The sequence below is a fragment of the Streptomyces sp. G45 genome (genome assembly GCF_049542095.1).
Classification (GTDB): Bacteria; Actinomycetota; Actinomycetes; order Streptomycetales; family Streptomycetaceae; genus Streptomyces.
Window position 1 is genome coordinate 8,468,878 of record NZ_JBMUZU010000001.1, and the last position, 15,258, is coordinate 8,484,135.

Annotated in this window: 15 protein-coding genes and 1 CRISPR repeat array; of the genes, 5 read left to right on the forward strand and 10 right to left on the reverse strand. The window is 72.7% G+C overall.

The features are described from left to right. Positions 1-206: 206 nt before the first annotated feature. Complete coding sequence (locus ACOBQU_RS36185) at positions 207-722, forward strand: GNAT family N-acetyltransferase (RefSeq protein WP_423633291.1); 516 nt, start codon at positions 207-209, stop codon at positions 720-722. A gap of 868 nt (positions 723-1,590) precedes the next feature. On the opposite strand, the gene ACOBQU_RS36190 is transcribed toward ACOBQU_RS36185, so the two are convergent. The 3 genes from ACOBQU_RS36190 to ACOBQU_RS36200 form a co-directional block, all read right to left on the reverse strand. Continuing rightward, entirely contained in the window at positions 1,591-2,124 is a 534-nt protein-coding gene (locus tag ACOBQU_RS36190) for a VOC family protein (protein ID WP_423633293.1), read from the reverse strand. 524 nt (positions 2,125-2,648) lie between these two features. Continuing rightward, positions 2,649-3,471: direct repeats of the CRISPR family, unit length 29 nt; unit sequence GGGACCACCCCCGCACGCGCGGGGACCAC. Between the two features lie 901 nt (positions 3,472-4,372). Then, on the reverse strand, positions 4,373-5,179 hold the full coding sequence (locus ACOBQU_RS36195; protein WP_423633295.1) for an SAM-dependent methyltransferase: 807 nt from the start codon (positions 5,177-5,179) through the stop codon (positions 4,373-4,375). Positions 5,180-5,254: 75 nt separating this feature from the next. Then, positions 5,255-6,124, reverse strand: a complete 870-nt coding sequence (locus ACOBQU_RS36200) for a helix-turn-helix domain-containing protein (protein ID WP_423633297.1) — start codon at positions 6,122-6,124, stop codon at positions 5,255-5,257. A gap of 421 nt (positions 6,125-6,545) precedes the next feature. Here ACOBQU_RS36200 and ACOBQU_RS36205 point away from each other — a divergent pair, with 421 nt between their 5' ends. Beyond that, positions 6,546-6,848 carry a DUF6355 family natural product biosynthesis protein gene (locus ACOBQU_RS36205; RefSeq protein ID WP_423633299.1) on the forward strand — a complete coding sequence of 101 codons (303 nt, stop codon included), beginning with the start codon at positions 6,546-6,548 and terminating at the stop codon, positions 6,846-6,848. Positions 6,849-7,026: 178 nt separating this feature from the next. After that, on the forward strand, positions 7,027-7,818 hold the full coding sequence (locus ACOBQU_RS36210; protein ID WP_423633301.1) for an SAM-dependent methyltransferase: 792 nt from the start codon (positions 7,027-7,029) through the stop codon (positions 7,816-7,818). A gap of 117 nt (positions 7,819-7,935) precedes the next feature. On the opposite strand, the gene ACOBQU_RS36215 is transcribed toward ACOBQU_RS36210, so the two are convergent. Beyond that, positions 7,936-8,997, reverse strand: a complete 1,062-nt coding sequence (locus ACOBQU_RS36215) for a M20 family metallopeptidase (RefSeq protein ID WP_423634942.1) — start codon at positions 8,995-8,997, stop codon at positions 7,936-7,938. Between the two features lie 174 nt (positions 8,998-9,171). On the opposite strand from ACOBQU_RS36215, the gene ACOBQU_RS36220 reads away from it, so the two are divergent. Then, a complete protein-coding gene (locus ACOBQU_RS36220) occupies positions 9,172-9,531 on the forward strand; it encodes an antibiotic biosynthesis monooxygenase family protein (RefSeq protein ID WP_423633303.1) in 360 nt (119 codons plus the stop codon). Positions 9,532-9,583: 52 nt separating this feature from the next. Here the strand turns inward: ACOBQU_RS36220 and ACOBQU_RS36225 are convergent, their stop codons facing one another. The 4 genes from ACOBQU_RS36225 to ACOBQU_RS36240 all read right to left on the reverse strand — a co-directional run bounded on the left by ACOBQU_RS36225 (position 9,584) and on the right by ACOBQU_RS36240 (position 12,613). Then, positions 9,584-11,029: a glyceraldehyde-3-phosphate dehydrogenase gene (locus tag ACOBQU_RS36225; RefSeq protein ID WP_423633305.1), complete on the reverse strand. Its 1,446-nt coding sequence runs from the start codon at positions 11,027-11,029 to the stop codon at positions 9,584-9,586. Between the two features lie 231 nt (positions 11,030-11,260). Beyond that, a complete protein-coding gene (locus tag ACOBQU_RS36230; protein WP_423633307.1) occupies positions 11,261-11,689 on the reverse strand; it encodes a peptidase inhibitor family I36 protein in 429 nt (142 codons plus the stop codon). A 25-nt stretch (positions 11,690-11,714) separates the two neighbouring features. Further along, positions 11,715-12,242, reverse strand: coding sequence for a hypothetical protein (locus ACOBQU_RS36235; protein WP_423633309.1), 528 nt, complete (start codon positions 12,240-12,242; stop codon positions 11,715-11,717). Further along, a complete protein-coding gene (locus ACOBQU_RS36240; protein WP_423633311.1) occupies positions 12,239-12,613 on the reverse strand; it encodes a hypothetical protein in 375 nt (124 codons plus the stop codon). The genes ACOBQU_RS36235 and ACOBQU_RS36240 overlap by 4 nt, the downstream gene beginning before the upstream one ends. A gap of 229 nt (positions 12,614-12,842) precedes the next feature. On the opposite strand from ACOBQU_RS36240, the gene ACOBQU_RS36245 reads away from it, so the two are divergent. Further along, on the forward strand, positions 12,843-13,568 hold the full coding sequence (locus ACOBQU_RS36245; protein WP_423633312.1) for an SIR2 family NAD-dependent protein deacylase: 726 nt from the start codon (positions 12,843-12,845) through the stop codon (positions 13,566-13,568). On the opposite strand, the gene ACOBQU_RS36250 is transcribed toward ACOBQU_RS36245, so the two are convergent. Next, positions 13,565-14,395, reverse strand: a complete 831-nt coding sequence (locus ACOBQU_RS36250) for an inositol monophosphatase family protein (RefSeq protein WP_423634944.1) — start codon at positions 14,393-14,395, stop codon at positions 13,565-13,567. The two genes, ACOBQU_RS36245 and ACOBQU_RS36250, sit on opposite strands and share 4 nt — an antisense overlap. 50 nt (positions 14,396-14,445) lie before the next feature. Beyond that, on the reverse strand, positions 14,446-15,219 hold the full coding sequence (locus tag ACOBQU_RS36255) for an N-acetyltransferase (RefSeq protein WP_423633314.1): 774 nt from the start codon (positions 15,217-15,219) through the stop codon (positions 14,446-14,448). Positions 15,220-15,258 lie beyond the last annotated feature (39 nt).

Consider the following 15,258-nt stretch of genomic DNA (forward strand, 5'->3'; position numbering starts at 1 on the left):
GTGTGAAGTGGTCGAAGGAAGCCGGGGGCACACCGACCGGACGCCGGAGCGGGTGCTCGAACGGCGTCAGCCTGTGGGGCGTCGGGTGTGCCGGGGTGATCACTTCATGGTGCAGACGCTAACCCGGCCCGCACGCCCTCTGTCAACAGGCACCCCGGCTGAAACGCCGTTGAAGGCGACGGGTCGGCCGCCCTAGGGTCGCGGACATGCCCGACCCCGCGACGCAGCCCGCACCGCCCCCCGCCCTCACGACCGCCGTACCGGACCTCACCCTGACCGCGCTGACCCCGGCCGACGCGGACGCGTACTACGCGCTGCTCGACCGCAACCGGACCCACCTGAGCCGTCTCGGCGACTACCAGGAGGAGCGCGATGCCACCGAAGCGTGGGTGCGCGACCACCTGAGCCGGGACCCCGCCCCCGACCTGCGCTACGGCATCCGCCTGCGCGGGCGCCTGATCGGCCGGGCCGACCTGATCGCCGTCGACCCGCCGCGCTACGGCACGGGCTACTGGCTCGACGAGGCCCACGTCGGAGCGGGGTACGCCACGGCCGCGTGCACGGCCCTGTACCGTCACGCGGCCGACGCGCTCGGCGCCACGGACGTCTTCGCGGGCGTCACCCACGGCAACACCAGAAGCGTCGCCCTGCTCACCCGCCTCGGCTTCGAGCAGGTCGCGGACTTCGCGGACTACACCCGCTTCCACCTCAGCCTGCGCTGATCCCGCCGGGGGCACCTGACTGACTTCGCGGCCCCGAGGACGAGTCGAGCTTCGCCTTCCGGGGCCTCGTCGGGTGCCGCGCCGACCGGGGGCCGGTAGGTGGCGGCAGCTGTGCGTGTGTGGCGGTGGTGTGCGACGACGCGGTCGACGTCCTCGTCCAGCAGGTCGCTGTCGACGACGAGCTGACTGATCGGTCAACTCGTCGTGGCCGAGGCCCAGTAGGGCCGTCGGCGGCGGCCTGTCACGGGACGGGAAGCCGTGCGGGTGCGCGGCGGGCGCGTTGCGTAGTGCGCTCCGGCGTCGATGACACCCCAGGGGCCTCACGGAGTTGGTCGGGCTGGTCGGGCTGGTCGGGCCGCTGGTGCTGGGTGACAAGCGGGTGCGCGCCAGCCGCGGATACGGCAATCGTCATCGCCGCTTTCGGGAAGCGGAGGCCGAAGGGGCGCATGGACGAGGATGTGACGTTCGCCGCGGCGCTGGCCGAGGTCGCCCCCCGCTTCCGACGCATCCGCACCCAGCGGGGTGTGACCCTGTCGGCGCTGTCCGGGACCACCGGCACCTCCAAGAGAACGCTGCGGCGGCTGGACTCGGCCCTCCGCCGCCCGAACCTGGAACTGCCGCTGCCCCCGGGCGAGTTGGTAGCGGCACCCGACGATCGCCCCCGCCGACCAGAACCGGCCCGAGCCGTTCACGCCCGAGGGCTACGAGCCGGTGTACGTGCTGCCGGAACGCCTGCGGCTTGTCCTGGCCGACCGGGACCTGATCCTGGGTCAAGCTCAACTCCCGGGCGGGGCAGTCCCTTCCACCGAGTAGCTTTGAGGGAGGGAGTGTTCGGCGAGGGTGATATACGACCGCCGTGGCCGCTGGGTCAGCGCCACGGGTTGTTGCTGGTGTGGTCGCCCGCGAGCCACCGGGCGAGGTCGGAGTGCGCCGTGGCGCGCCGCTCGGCGTCGATCTTCTCCGCGTCGGGGTGGTCGACGGCGAACTCCAGGATCAGCCCGTTCGGGTCCGTGACGTACAGCGAGACGCAGAACCCGTGGTCGATCACATGGGTGTTCGCCTCCGGGTAGTCGGCCGCGGCGATGCGCTCCCGCATGGCCTCCTGCGCCTCCGCCTCGATCTTGAAGGCGACGTGGCGTACGGGGGTGGAGTTGACGTCGGTCCTGAACTCTTCCTGGTCCTTGGGGTCGGCGAACTGGAAGAAGGCAAGCGCGCTGCCGTCGCCCAGGCCGTAGAGGGTGTGACTGTAAACGCGCTCGGCCCCGAGCATCACCTCGCGCTCGGTCCACGTGGCGACCAGGGGCAGCCCGATCACGTCCTCGTAGAAGTGCCGGTTGGCTTCCTGGTCGTCGGTGATCCAGGCGTGGTGGTGGAGACGGAGGGGCAGAGTCTGGGGCGTCATCGTGGGTCATCTCCGTTGGTGGGGAGGGATGTTGGGCCGGAAACCTGCGAGGTCGCCGACGCTCCCCCAGCATGCCGCCAGAAGTCATTGAACGTTAAACGAATTCGGGTCATCATTCCCTGCCGAGGATGCGAACTGCCCGCGGGGCGGCCTGCCAGGGCAAAGTGGGACGGCTGGCGCCGCCTGGGGCGGCATCGCGAGGGCGTCCCGCGCCGGGCTGACCCCGCCGCCAGGCGCGCGTGGAGCCTCGGGCGCGGGGCTCTGACCTGGCTCGATGCGGCCCTCTTGCGGTCCCGCTCGCGCGGGTCAACTGCTCGGCGTCCAGTGCCGTCCCGAGTCGCGATCAATGGCGAGAAAAGGTTGAACATTAATCAACCTGGGGCGTCGCCCCGACCGGAGACCTCACGCCCGCCCGGCAGGCCCCTTCGGCCGGGGCTCTGGAAACACGGGCGGGCCTCGACTGGGGGTGGGGTCACCTCGCGCGCGCGAAGCCGCGCAATCCGGCTCTTTCACGGCTACGTGCGGGGGTCACCCCCGCACGCGCGGGGACCACCCGCGGGAGGCCGCGATGGTCGCCCACGACCAGGGACCACCCCCGCACGCGCGGGGACCACTCGGTCAGGTTGAAATGGATGGTGTCGAAGACGGGACCACCCCCGCATGCGCGGGGACCATGACTGGCTGATGGCGGCCAGGGTCTCCCGGGCGGGACCACCCCCGCACGCGCGGAGACCACAGATCCAGAAGGTGGCGGCTCACTACCGAAAGGGGACCACCCCCGCACGCGCGGGGACCACGCTTGAAGCAGCCCCGCGAATCCGACAGCCAAGGGACCACCCCCGCACGCGCGGGGACCACAGCACGCTTCGTGACCGTGCCCATGCCGTTCGGGGGGCCACCCCCGCACGCGCGGGGACCACCACGGCCCGGGCCTGATCGAGAGCCTGCTCTCGGGGCCACCCCCGCACGCGCGGGGACCACTTCGGGTTGAGCACCACGGTGACGAGTCGGGCGGGGCCACCCCCGCACGCGCGGGGACCACCCGATCGAGGCGGTGAGGTCACGGCCGTCAGCGGGGCCACCCCCGCACGCGCGGGGACCACCGCGCGTGCGTCCCACCACTCGTGGTCCAGGAGGGACCACCCCCGCACGCGCGGGGACCACCGCGCGTGCGTCCCACCACTCGTGGTCCAGGAGGGACCACCCCCGCACGCGCGGGGACCACGGGATCGTGGCACTGCTGCGGGCCGCCATCAGGGGACCACCCCCGCACGCGCGGGGACCACGGGATGATCAGGACCATGACCCCTTCCCTGAAGGGACCACCCCCGCACGCGCGGGGACCACACGAACTGACCAGGCACGTTAGCGGCGGGAACCCCGATTTTTACTCACTTTCAGAGAAACGGACATTTCCCTCCCATGGCCTCTGGGCGCGCCGCGCGAGCCGACACTCGTTACCCCGAGGGATCATTCGGAAAGGCAGACCACGCCTCTCGCCATGGAGCAACACGGCCACCCCTGAACGGCATCTACCAGTTCTAGCAGGTCTGACGGGCGACTCGGAGGGCTACCGGCGCGTGTCAGGCCCTGACCCGGCACCGGAGTCGGCGCGCGGAGTGGTCCTAGTGATCAGCATCCGAAGTAGGGATGCTTTCCTGCCCCTGAGGGGGGCGGTGCGTCTCGCAACACAGCTCTGGGGAGCGGGAGTTGTCACATCCCTGCCGCGAATCCAGCCGCACTGTCCCGCGCCGACCTCAACCTCCTCGCGCACTACCGCCAGCCTCCGTGAGCGCGTACTCGCCGCTGACGAAGGCGACGCCCGCCCCGCAGCGGCGAAGTCCCGCTCCGCGACCGGGCCTTCGCCGCCCGCCCCCAGGCTCCGCGAGGCAGCAGCCCCGTCCGCGCGGTGACCGCCCACAGGGACGCCCTGTCGGCAGACCCCACCCAGAGCCCCCCGGCAGCGGCACGCCGCCCGCCAGCCCTGCCGGACCGCTCGCACGGCCAGCCCGCGCCGAGTAGCCGTTCGCCCGCCGAAGAAGCCTGCGCGTCGCGTCACGCGCACGACGGTCTACGGTGACGCCTCCGCCTGGGGGCACGCGGCCACGCCGCCCCGTACGCAACAGAACGCTGATCGCCCTCGCCCTCCACGGTGGGCTGCGGCCCCGGAAGGGGAGCACCCCCGCAGGGCCCCGCGGCCCAGAGCGGCGAAACGGCCCCTGAGTCCAGTGCCGCACGCCGCCTGCCCCTACCCCTTCCGCGCGACCCCCACGTACAGCGGCAGCGGCGCATCCGTGGCGTCGTCCCCGACGATGCCGGGCGCCCAGTCGGTGGCCAGCGTGACGCCCGGTTCGATGAGGTCGAGGCCGGTGAAGAACTCGCAGAACTGCTGGTACGAACGGACCTGGCCGTACATGCCGTTGCGGTGGTGCAGCTCGACGATCCGCTGCCAGGCCTCGGGGTCGAAGTCCCCGGTCGCGTGGGACAGCATCAGATAGCTGCCCAGCGGCAGAGGATCGAGCAACTGCCGTACCAGGCCCTGGGGTTGGTAGTGCTCGTCGGAGAGGAAGTGGAGCAGGGCGATCAGGGAGAGCACGATGGGCCGGTCGAAGTCGAGGACCTCCCGCGCGCCCTCGATGATCTTCTGGGGTTCTCTGACGTCGGCCTGGAGGTAGGTCGTACGGCCCTCCGGCGTGCTGCGCAGCAGGGCCTCGGCGTGCCGGAGCACTATCGGGTCGTAGTCGACGTACACGACGCTGGCGTCGGGGGACACGGCCTGCACGATCTGGTGGAGGTTCGGCTCGGTGGGGATGCCGGTGCCGACGTCGAGGAACTGCCTGAGTCCGCGCTCGGCGAGCAGCCGGGAGGCGTGGTGCATGAACCGCCGGTTGACCCGGGCCAGTTTGTCGACGTCAGGGAAGAAGCTCTTGACCTGCGCGGCGGCCTCCCAGTCGACGGGGTAGCTGTCCTTGCCGCCGAGGTACCAGTCGTACATGCGCGCCGGATGCGGCTTGCTCGTGTCTATGGCGTCCGAGCCGTGCTCTGTGTCCGTCATCGCATCCCTCTCTGAGGCTGGTCGATGGGGGTGCCGCCGGGCCCGTCGGGGCGGCCGGGGCCGCCGGGATCGCCCTCACCGGGCCAGCTCCGCGCGCACGTCCATGAGGAACTCCTTGGTCGGGCCGATCGGCAGCGCGTACGTGGTCATCTGGTCGAACGCCTCGCGGAAGAGCGCCACTTCCGCGCGGTCCTCGCTGTACTGGCCGCGGCTGAGCGTGTCGATGCACACCACGTCGGGCAGTTCGGGGATCTCGAAGCGGAACACCGTGAACGGCCCGAAGCCGCCCGGGAGCAGCCCGGCCGCGAACGGGCAGAGCTGAAGCGTGACGTTCGGCAGCTCCGCCATCTCCAGCAGGTGCTCGATCTGGCCCGCCATCACGGCGCGGCCGCCCACCGCGCGGCGCAGACACGTCTCGTCCACGACGGCCCACAGGTGCGGCGGGGCGGGCCGGGTGCGCGTGAGGATGTCCTGCCGCCGCAGGCGCAGGCTCACCCGGCGCTCCACGACGTCCGGGGTGACCCTCGGCAGCCCCGCCGCGAGCACGGCGTGCGCGTACTCCTTGGTCTGGAGCAGGCCCGGCACCAACTGCGGCTCGTAGGTGCGGAGCTGGGTGGCCTCGCCCTCCAGGGACACGTGCACCCCGAACCAGTTCGGCAGGACGTCACGGAAGCCCTGCCACCAGCCGGGGGCGTTGGCCTTCTCCGCGAGCGCCAGGAAGTCCTCGGTCTCCGCCCGCTCCACCCCGTACAGCTCCAGGAGGGCCTTGACCGTCACCCACTTCAGGGAGGTCTCCGCCTTCTCCATCCGCGTGATGGTGGTCTGCGCGACCCGCACCCGCCGGGCCGCCTCCGCGGCTGTGAGGCCGCCCCCCTCCCGCAGCAGCGCGAGCCTTCTCCCCAGCACGATCTGAAGCACGGTCGGGGCGGACCGCGGTGCGCTCACCTCAGGGGCTCCCTTTCCCGTCGCGGGGGTGATCCGGCAAGGGGAGTCTGCCACGGTGGCCGGACGGGAGACAGTGCGTGGATCGGCCTTTGCACGTTGCGGAGTGAAGGGCCGTCACCCCGTGGCGGGGCGGCCCCGCGGAGGGCGGCAGGGGCCGGTCGGGGCGGCGCGCTGGGGCCGGGGGCGGGCAGGCGGATGGGCTGACCAAGTGACGATCAGCAGAGTTCCTTCGGGTTCAGCCGGGTTCAGCCGGGTTCATCAGAATTCAATCGAGTTCATTCGATCGGCGCAGGGTGGAACGATTCTTCAGGTGAATGCCGCTGGGTTCACGGAACCGGCGGGGGCGGCGGGGCGATCCTCTGGGCGTTCGTATCCGACCTCGGCCGGTGCCGTCAGACGGGCCGTGCCGCATGTCCTGACCATGGAGTCATCTGTGCGTATCCGTCACCTGGCGACCACCGCTCTCGGTTCCGCCGCCCTCGTCCTGTCGTCCCTGGGCGTCGTGACCGTTGCCGCGAACACGGCCGCGGCCGACCCCTGCGGCTTCTTCGAGACCAGCGCGGACGCCTACTACAACCACTGCACCTCGGACGGCTCGCGCGTGGTGATCAAGGTCGAGGTGGCGTGGGCGCCCGACTACGAGCGGTGCGTCGCCCCGGGCAGGACGTGGCTGGGCAGCGCCAGCAAGATCCAGGGGGCCTACTACGTCGGCCGTACCTGCTGACGCACGCCGACCAGGTCAAGGGCGGGGCGCGGAGGGGCAGTCGACGCCGGACTGCCGTGCGCGCCCCGACCCGTCCGGCGCGGCGTACGACTGGTGGGGAGGCGGCGCGCGACTGGTGGGGAGCGGGGCCGCGTCCCTAAGTTGTGCGGTGTCGACGGATCCGGCTCGGGGAGGGCGCATGACGTTCGACGCCTCGCTCATCAACAGCGGCGTGCCGCACTCCGCCCGCATCTGGAACTACTGGCTGGGCGGCAAGGACTGCTACGAGGTCGACCGGCGGGTCGGCGACGAGATCCGCGCCGCCAACCCGGGGATCATCGACATCGCCCGCGCCCAGCGCGCCTTCCTCGTCCGCGCCGTGGAGCACCTCGCGGGCGAGGCCGGTGTCCGCCAGTTCCTCGACGTCGGCACGGGCCTGCCCACCGCCGACAACACCCACGAGGTCGCCCAGCGCGTCGCCCCGGAAGCGCGGATCGTGTACGTCGACCACGACCCCATCGTGCTGGCCCACGCCGAGGCCCTGCTCACCAGCACCCCTGAGGGCGCCACCGCCTACATCGACGCGGACCTCCGCGACCCGGAGGCGATCCTGCGCGGCGTCGCCGCCACCCTGGACTTCACACGGCCCGTCGCGCTGATGCTGCTCGGCATCACCGCGCACGTCGTCGACGACACCGCGTACGACGTCGTCGGCCGCCTGGTGGAGGCGCTGCCCTCCGGCAGCTACCTGGTGCTGTGCGACGACACCGAGGTGCTCGACCCGAAGGCGATGCGCGAGATGATCGACCAGTGGAACGCGGCGAGTGACAACCCCCGGGTCAACCGCAGCCCGAGCGCGCTCGCCCGCTTCTTCGACGGCCTCGACCTGCTCCCGCCCGGCCTGGTGTCGGTGTCCCGCTGGCGCCCGCGGCCGGGCGAGGCCGGTGCCGCGGAGGTCGACGACTTCGGCGCGGTGGGGTGCAAGCCGTAGGCACGGTGAGGCGCAAGCCGTGGGGGCGGTGGAGCGCAAGCCGTAGGCGCGGTGGAGCGCAAGCCGTAGCGGTGGGGCGCGAGCCGCGGGGAGCGCGCGGCCCACGGGCAGGAGCCGCTACGCGCCCCGGATCGCGGTCACGAGCCCGGCGATCAGCCCCGCCCGCTCCACCATGGCGTCGACCAGCAGATACTCGTGGTCGGCGTGGGCGCCGCCGCCGACCGCCCCCAGGCCGTCCAGGGTGGGCACGCCGAGCGCGGCCGTGAAGTTGCCGTCGCTGCCGCCGCCGACCGCCCTGCCCTCGACGCCGGGCAGCAGCCGCTGTGCCATCGCGAAGAGCCCGGTGGCGGCCGACTCCGGCATCGGCGGGCGGTGAACACCGCCGCGCACGGTGAGCCGCGCCCCGTCCAGGTGCGGGGCAAGGGCGGCGAAGGCGGCCTCGACCCGGTCCTTCTCGGCGGCCGACTCCACCCGGACGTCGACGACGACGGTGGCCTCGGCGGGGACGACGTTGTCCAGGGTGCCCGCGGAGGCGACCGTCGGCGTCACCGTCGTACCGACGTCGGGCCGGGCGAGCGCCTCGATGTCCAGGACCTGGTGGGCCGCCTCGACCAGGGCGTTGATCCCGGCGGCCGGTTCCAGGCCCGCGTGCGAGGCCCGGCCGTGGACGGACACCTCGAAGGTGCCGCAGCCCTTGCGGCCGGTCTTGAGGCCGCCGCCCTCCGCGGCGCCCTCGCACACCAGGACCGCGCCGCAGGCCAGGGCGCGCTCCTCGATCAGCGCGCGGGAGGCGCCGGAACCGACCTCCTCGTCGCAGGTCACCAGGATCTCGACGCCCGACGGGTCGGCGAGCGACGCCACCCCGTGGACGGCCTGCACAAGGCCGCCCAGCATGTCGAAGACACCGGGCCCGGTCGCGCGCCCGTCCGCGACCCGGAACGGGCGGCGGGCGAGGGTGCCGAGCGGGAACACCGTGTCGTGGTGGCCGAGGATCAGCACGCGCGGCTCCCCGCCGCCCGACCAGTGCACGTGCGGCCCGGCCTCGCTGTCGACGAGGGCTGCCCGCCCGCCGAGGCGCCGCTCCAGCACCGCCGCGACGGTCCGCGCCGACGCCGTCAGCGCGGCCACGTCCCGCGAGGGCGACTCGACGTCGACGAGGGTCTTCAGGTCCGCGAGCATCGCGTCCGTACTCGGCTCAACAGGCAGGTGCGTCGTCACGCGGCAAGCGTACGACGGCGGGCGCGCCGCCAGATGGGGGGTTCCGCTTGCCCTCAACCGCGCTTGAGGTTGTTGAGTAGGGCGTGGAAACGATCACCGGCCCGCCGTGGCGGGCCTGGAGGGGAAGGGCGTGAGATGAGCGCTGGGCGGGGATTCTCGTCGATCATCGACTACACCGTGGACGGCCCGGAGACACAGCGGGAGCTGGTGACGGCGTTCGCCGCGATCCAGGAGCGGTGGGTGCGGTTCTACCCGGGCTACCGGTCGGCCCGGTTCCACGTCAGCACGGACGGCACCCGCGTCATCAACGTCGTCGACTGGGACAGCGAGGCGGACTACCGGAACTTCGTCGAGACCTCCGACACCGACGGCCGGATGGCGGCCATCCAGGCCGCGCTCGACGGGCTGTCGGGCCGGGCCGAGCCGCGGATGAGCGGCGCCCCGACGTACACCGTGGTGCGCGAAATAGGACCGGGGCCGCGGGCCGAGCACTAGCGGGCGGGACGCCGTCCGGCCCGGACCTCCCGGGCCGGACGGCGTCCCGTGCTCAGGCGACCGTGCCGGGGTACGTCGGGTACTCCACCCCGGAGACGTGCTGGACGACGCGGATGACCTGGCAGGAGTAGCCGAACTCGTTGTCGTACCAGAGGTAGAGGATCGCGTTGTCGCCGTCGACCTTGGTGGCGCCCGCGTCGACGATCGACGCGTGGCGCGAGCCGATGAAGTCGTTGGAGACCGCGTCGGGGGCGCTGGTGAAGTCGATCTGGCGGCGCAGCGGCGACGTCAGTGAGACCTCGCGGAGGTAGTCGAGGACCTCGTCGCGGGTGGTCTCGCGGCCGAGCCGCAGGCTGAGGATGGCGATCGAGACGTCCGGCACCGGGACGCGGATGGAGCTGCCGGTGATGGGTGCCTTGAGGTCGGGCAGCGCCTTGGCGACGGCGGAGGCGGCGCCGGTCTCCGTGATGACCATGTTGAGCGGCGCGGAGCGGCCGCGGCGGTCGGCCTTGTGGTAGTTGTCCAGCAGGTTCTGGTCGTTGGTGAACGAGTGGACGGTCTCCACGTGGCCGCGCAGCACGCCGTACTCGTCGGCCATGGCCTTCAGCGGCGGCACGATCGCGTTGGTGGTGCAGGACGCGCAGGACAGGATCCGCTCGTCCGGCTTGATCGTGTCGTGGTTGACGCCGTGCACGATGTTCGGGACGTCGCCCTTGCCCGGCGCGGTCAGGACGACCTTGTCGATGCCGGGGCGCAGGTGCTGCGCGAGGCCCTCGCGGTCGCGCCACTTGCCCGTGTTGTCGATGAGGATCGCGTCGTCGATGCCGTACGCGGTGTAGTCGATCTCCGACGGGTCGTTCGCGTAGATGACCTTGATCTCATTGCCGTTGGCGACGATGGTGTTGTTCGTCTCGTCGACGGTGATCGTGCCCTGGAACTGGCCGTGGATGGAGTCGCGGCGCAGCAGCGAGGCGCGCTTGACCAGGTCCTGCTCGCCGCCGCCGCGCACCACGATGGCGCGCAGGCGCAGGCCGTTGCCGGAGCCCGCCTTCTCGATGAGCAGCCGGGCCACGAGGCGGCCGATGCGGCCGAAGCCGTAGAGGACGACGTCGCGCGCCTTGCGGCACTCGATCTTGTTGGCGCCGGTGGCACCGGCGACGGCCTCGGCGGTGAACTCGGCCGCCGACAGGCCCCGGTCGTCGCTCTTGTGCAGGGCGGCGAGCATGCCGATGTCGATCTGGGACGGGCCGAGGTCGAGCGCGGTGAGAGCCTGGAGGTAGGGCAGCGTCTCGGTGACGGAGAGCTCCTCGCCCGCGATCTGCCGGGCGAACCGGTGGGTCTTGAGGATGCTCACCACCGACTTGTTCACCAGGGAGCGGCTGTGCAGCAGGACCGTGACGTCCCTCTCCCGGTGCAGCTTCCCGATGATCGGGATCATCGACTCCGCGATCTCCTCGCGGAGCTTCCAGTTCGTGAACGAGTCGTCGTTGACAGTCACAGGCTTCTCTTTCGAGCTAGACGGCGCTCACATGCTAACCCCCCGGTACTTTGATCACTCAAGTGGCGCCGATCACGCTCCCGCCGGGCATCGGTCCAGGTCAGTGGCCCACGCACACCTCGCGGCCACGTTCCGTACGCTGTGTGTCGCCCTGGGTGGCTGCCGCTGACGCGCGCTGGGGTGCGGCGGAACAGCGCCGCCGCACCCCAGCGAGAGGCTCCGGGCCGTCGCCTAGCAGCCCATGGACCACACGTGGGCGTCGCCCCGGTCGTTCGCGGTGGCGTTGTAGGCGACCTCGTCGCCGGGGCGCAGGCAGATCGTCACGTCACCGCCGGTGGACGGGAACTGGATGGCGCTCTCGTACACCTTGACGTGGTCCTTGACACCCGGCCCGGAGATGCCGTGGTTCGCCCACGAGGAGTCCTCGTCGGCGATCCAGCTCTCCCACCACTCGTCGTCGCCCGAGGCGTTCATGCGCTGGCCGCCGTAGTTCGCCTCGGTCCAGACGCAGAAGTTGCCGCTCGGGCACTGCGCCGCCGACGCGGGCGCGGCGGTGGCCAGGCCCACGCCGCCGCCGAGGAGGAGGGCGGCGAGCAGGGCCACGGAGTGCTTGACCGCGGGGTGCTTGACCGCGGGGTGCTTGGCTGCGGGACGCTTCATGAAGGGGGGTTCCTTTCTCAGGTGGTCAGCTGTGGTGCTGGGCTCGGGTGTCGGCGGACAGCAGGGCCCGCGCCTCGGTGAGCGCGTGCGCGCGCAGCTCCCGGTAGGCGACGCGGTCGCGCCGCGGGGCCCTGGACTTGAGGTTGTTGACGTTCGTGGCCGCCCGGAACCAGCGCGACTGGTCCCCGTACAGGCGCCGCTCGGCGGCCGCCAGGCAGCCGTCGGTGTGATGGCCGATGACGTGCCCGCTCGGCAGCTTCACCGTCAGCTCCGCCCGGCCAGTGCCGAACAGGGCCCGTTCGACGCGACGGGCCTCGGCCGGGCTCGCGGGCCGGTCGCCGGGGCGTGGCGGGGTGAGGCCCTGACGGGTCAAGCAGCGGTCGGTGAGCAGGAGTTGGGCGGCCTTGAGCGTGTCGGCCGGGCCGAGCGACACGGCCGGTTCGCGCGGGGCGCCGCAGCCGGTCAGGCCCGAGAGCGCGGCCAGCAGACCCAGCGAGGCCAGGACGGCCGAGCGGGTGCGCCGACGCGCGGCGGTGCGCGGGCTTCCGGTCACCCCGGCTCGCAGTCGGGGTGCGGGTTGGTGTCGACCCCGTCGAACTTGTCCCACCACTCCCAGTTCTCGGAGTAGTCACCGCCGTAGATGGTGCGCTGCTGGCACGGCCCCGAGCGGGGGAAGTGCAGCGCGTACACGGTCCTGTCGACCTGCGAGCTGAACGACTTGGCGTGCCGGTGCACGCGCTGCTCGGGCTCGGCGAACCCGCTTCCGGGCGTGTAGCACCAGGCGCCGCCCGCCCCGGTCTCGCCCGGCTCGGGCCAGAAGCAGACCTTCCCGGGCAGGGCCTCGGTCGGCGGGGCGAGCGGGGGTGCCGCGGCGAGCGCGAGCGCCGCGAGGGCGCCGGACAGGGCGAGGACGGAGCGTCTCACAGGAGGGCCTCCGAGGCCGTGGGTGATCAGTGCAGGCGCTGCCTTCCCCGGCGTCGTCGCAGGTACGCGCGGTGAGCGCGACTGTCACCCGCAGCGGTGAGTAGTCGTATCGCGGGGGGCCCAGCACCGCCCTTCCGGGGCGTCGCGCGGGCCCGGTACGGCCCCTCGGCGGGCCCCGGATCGCCTATCCGTTCGCCGTCCCCGCCCCGTGCGACCTACGCTCGACGGCATGAGCAAGCCCCTCGTCGCCCTCCTCACCGGAGCGGGCGTCTCCACCGACTCCGGCATCCCCGACTACCGCGGGCCCAACGGCCTGTGGCGGCGCGACCCGGACGCCGAGAAGCTCGTGACGTACGAGTACTACATGAACGACCCCGAGATCCGGCGCCGCTCCTGGCAGCTGCGCCGCAAGAACCGGACGCTCCAGGCGCGCCCCAACGCCGCGCACGACGCGGTGGTCACGCTGGAGCGCTCCGGGGTGCCGGTGCGGGTGATCACGCAGAACGTGGACGGGCTGCACCAGTTGGCCGGGCTGCCCGAGCGCAAGGTGCTGGAACTGCACGGCTCGGCGCGGTCGGTGGTGTGCACGGGCTGCGGCGCCCGCGGGCCGATGGCCGACGCGCTCGCCAGGGTCGAGGCGGGGGAAGCGGACCCGCCGTGTCTGACCTGCGGCGGCATCCTGAAGTCGGCGACAGTGATGTTCGGCGAGAGCCTGGACCCGCGGGTGCTCGGCGCGGCCGTGGAGATCAGCAAGGCGTGCGACGTGTTCCTCGCCGTCGGCACCAGCCTCCAGGTGCAGCCCGCCGCGGGCCTCGCCGGGCTCGCCGCCGACCACGGCGCACGGCTGGTCATCGTCAACGCCGAGCCGACTCCGTACGACGCGCGGGCCGACCGGATCGTGCGCGAGCCCATCGGCACGGCGCTGCCGGAGCTGCTGCGGGACCTCGCCGCCTAGGCGCGCTGCTCGCGGGCCAGCGCGAGCAGCCGCGCGTGCGTCTCGGCGTCCGCGGCCGCGAGGAGGCCCTGGCCGCGCGGCCCGAGCGGCGCGCCGTCGACGCCGGTGACGACACAGCCCGCGGCCCGGCACAGGGCGATACCGGCGGCGAAGTGCACGCTGCCGGTCAGGTCGCCGCCGTCCGTGACGTAGGCGGCGCGCTTCCCGGCCGCGACCCAGGCCAGGGCCAGGGTCGTGGACACCACCCGCGGACGGAACCGCTCACCGAACCCGGGGTGCGCCAGCAGGTCCACGGCCCGGAAGGCGGGGGCGTTCGGGAAGGGCGGATCCAGGTCCACGTCGACCAACTGGCTGGCCGCGGTGGGCGCGAGGGGTGCGTCACGGCCCTCGCGCCGCACCCAGGCGGTGTCGCCGTCGGTGTGGAACACCTCGCCGCTGAACGGGTCGGCCACCGCCGCGGCGCCGCCGCGCAGCGCCACGTTCACGGCCACCAGCATGCTGCCGACGGCGTAGTTGAGCGTCCCGCACAGCGGGTCCACCAGCCACTGGCGTCCCGCGTCGGCCGGGCCCTGCCGCCCGCTCTCCTCGCCGAGGAGCGCGTCGTCGGGGCGCGCGGCGCGCAGCACGTCGAGGATCGCGCGCTCGGCCGCCAGATCGGCCTCGGTGGCGAAGTCCCCGGCGCCCTTGTCGACGCGGGTGTGGTGCTTGCCGTACCGGGCACGCACGGCCTGCGCGCCCGCGCGCGCCGCGGCTATCGCGACCTCGGCGTCGGTGGCGTCGCGACCGCTACCGCCCAGGGACACAAGTGAGTTGATCACGCCGGGCAGCGTAGCAACGGTCCGAGGCAGCGTCAGGGGCGGCGTGGGGCGGCGCCCTGTCAGGCGGTCGCGCGGCGCCCCGTCAGCCGGTGGCGTACCCAGACGTTCGGCTCGACGTAGACGGCGTGGTCGTGCGCGGTGTCGCAGCGCACGGGGACCAGCGCGCCCGGGACCTCGACCGCGCCGTCCGCGTCGAAGGGCAGCCCCGTCCACCGCCGCCACTCGGCGAGCGAACCGCTGACGGTCATCGACGCGGGGGCGACCTTCTCGATCACACCGCCCGCCCTGACGTGCACACGCAGCCACGGGTCGGCGGGCAGCCCGTCGGCACGGCGCCGGTGGACATAGGCGTCCATGGGCTCACGGGGGCGCTCGTGCTTCCCCGTGGGGCGGACCGGCGCGAGCAGGGCGTCGTGCCCCTGCCGCGCGGCGGCGTCCCGCAGCGCGGCCAGCACGCGGGAGGACAGACCACGGCCGAGGTGACCCCGGTCGACGGTGACGTCCAGGGCGCTGACCGCACTCGTCCGGCGCCCCTCGCGCCGGTCGGCGAACGCCCACAGCAGCACCTCGTCCCAGCCCCGGTCCGGCGGCTTCGTGCGGCCGGGGGACGCGGCGTCGAAGGGGACGCTCTGGCCTCGGGCGACGACGCGGTCGCCATCGGTCGCCACCACGCAGTACGCCGGGAACTCCTCCGGCACCCTGGAGAACAGCGCCGTGCTGATCGGGTCGTGCCGCATGAACTCCGGCCAGTCCTCGTCGATCTCGTAGAGACGGGCGACGAGTTCGGGGCGCTCGGCACAGGTCGTGATCGTGAGGCGGGTGGTGTCCGTCATGGGCACGCAGCCTGCCAGGGGCGGGGCGGCGCCGTCAGG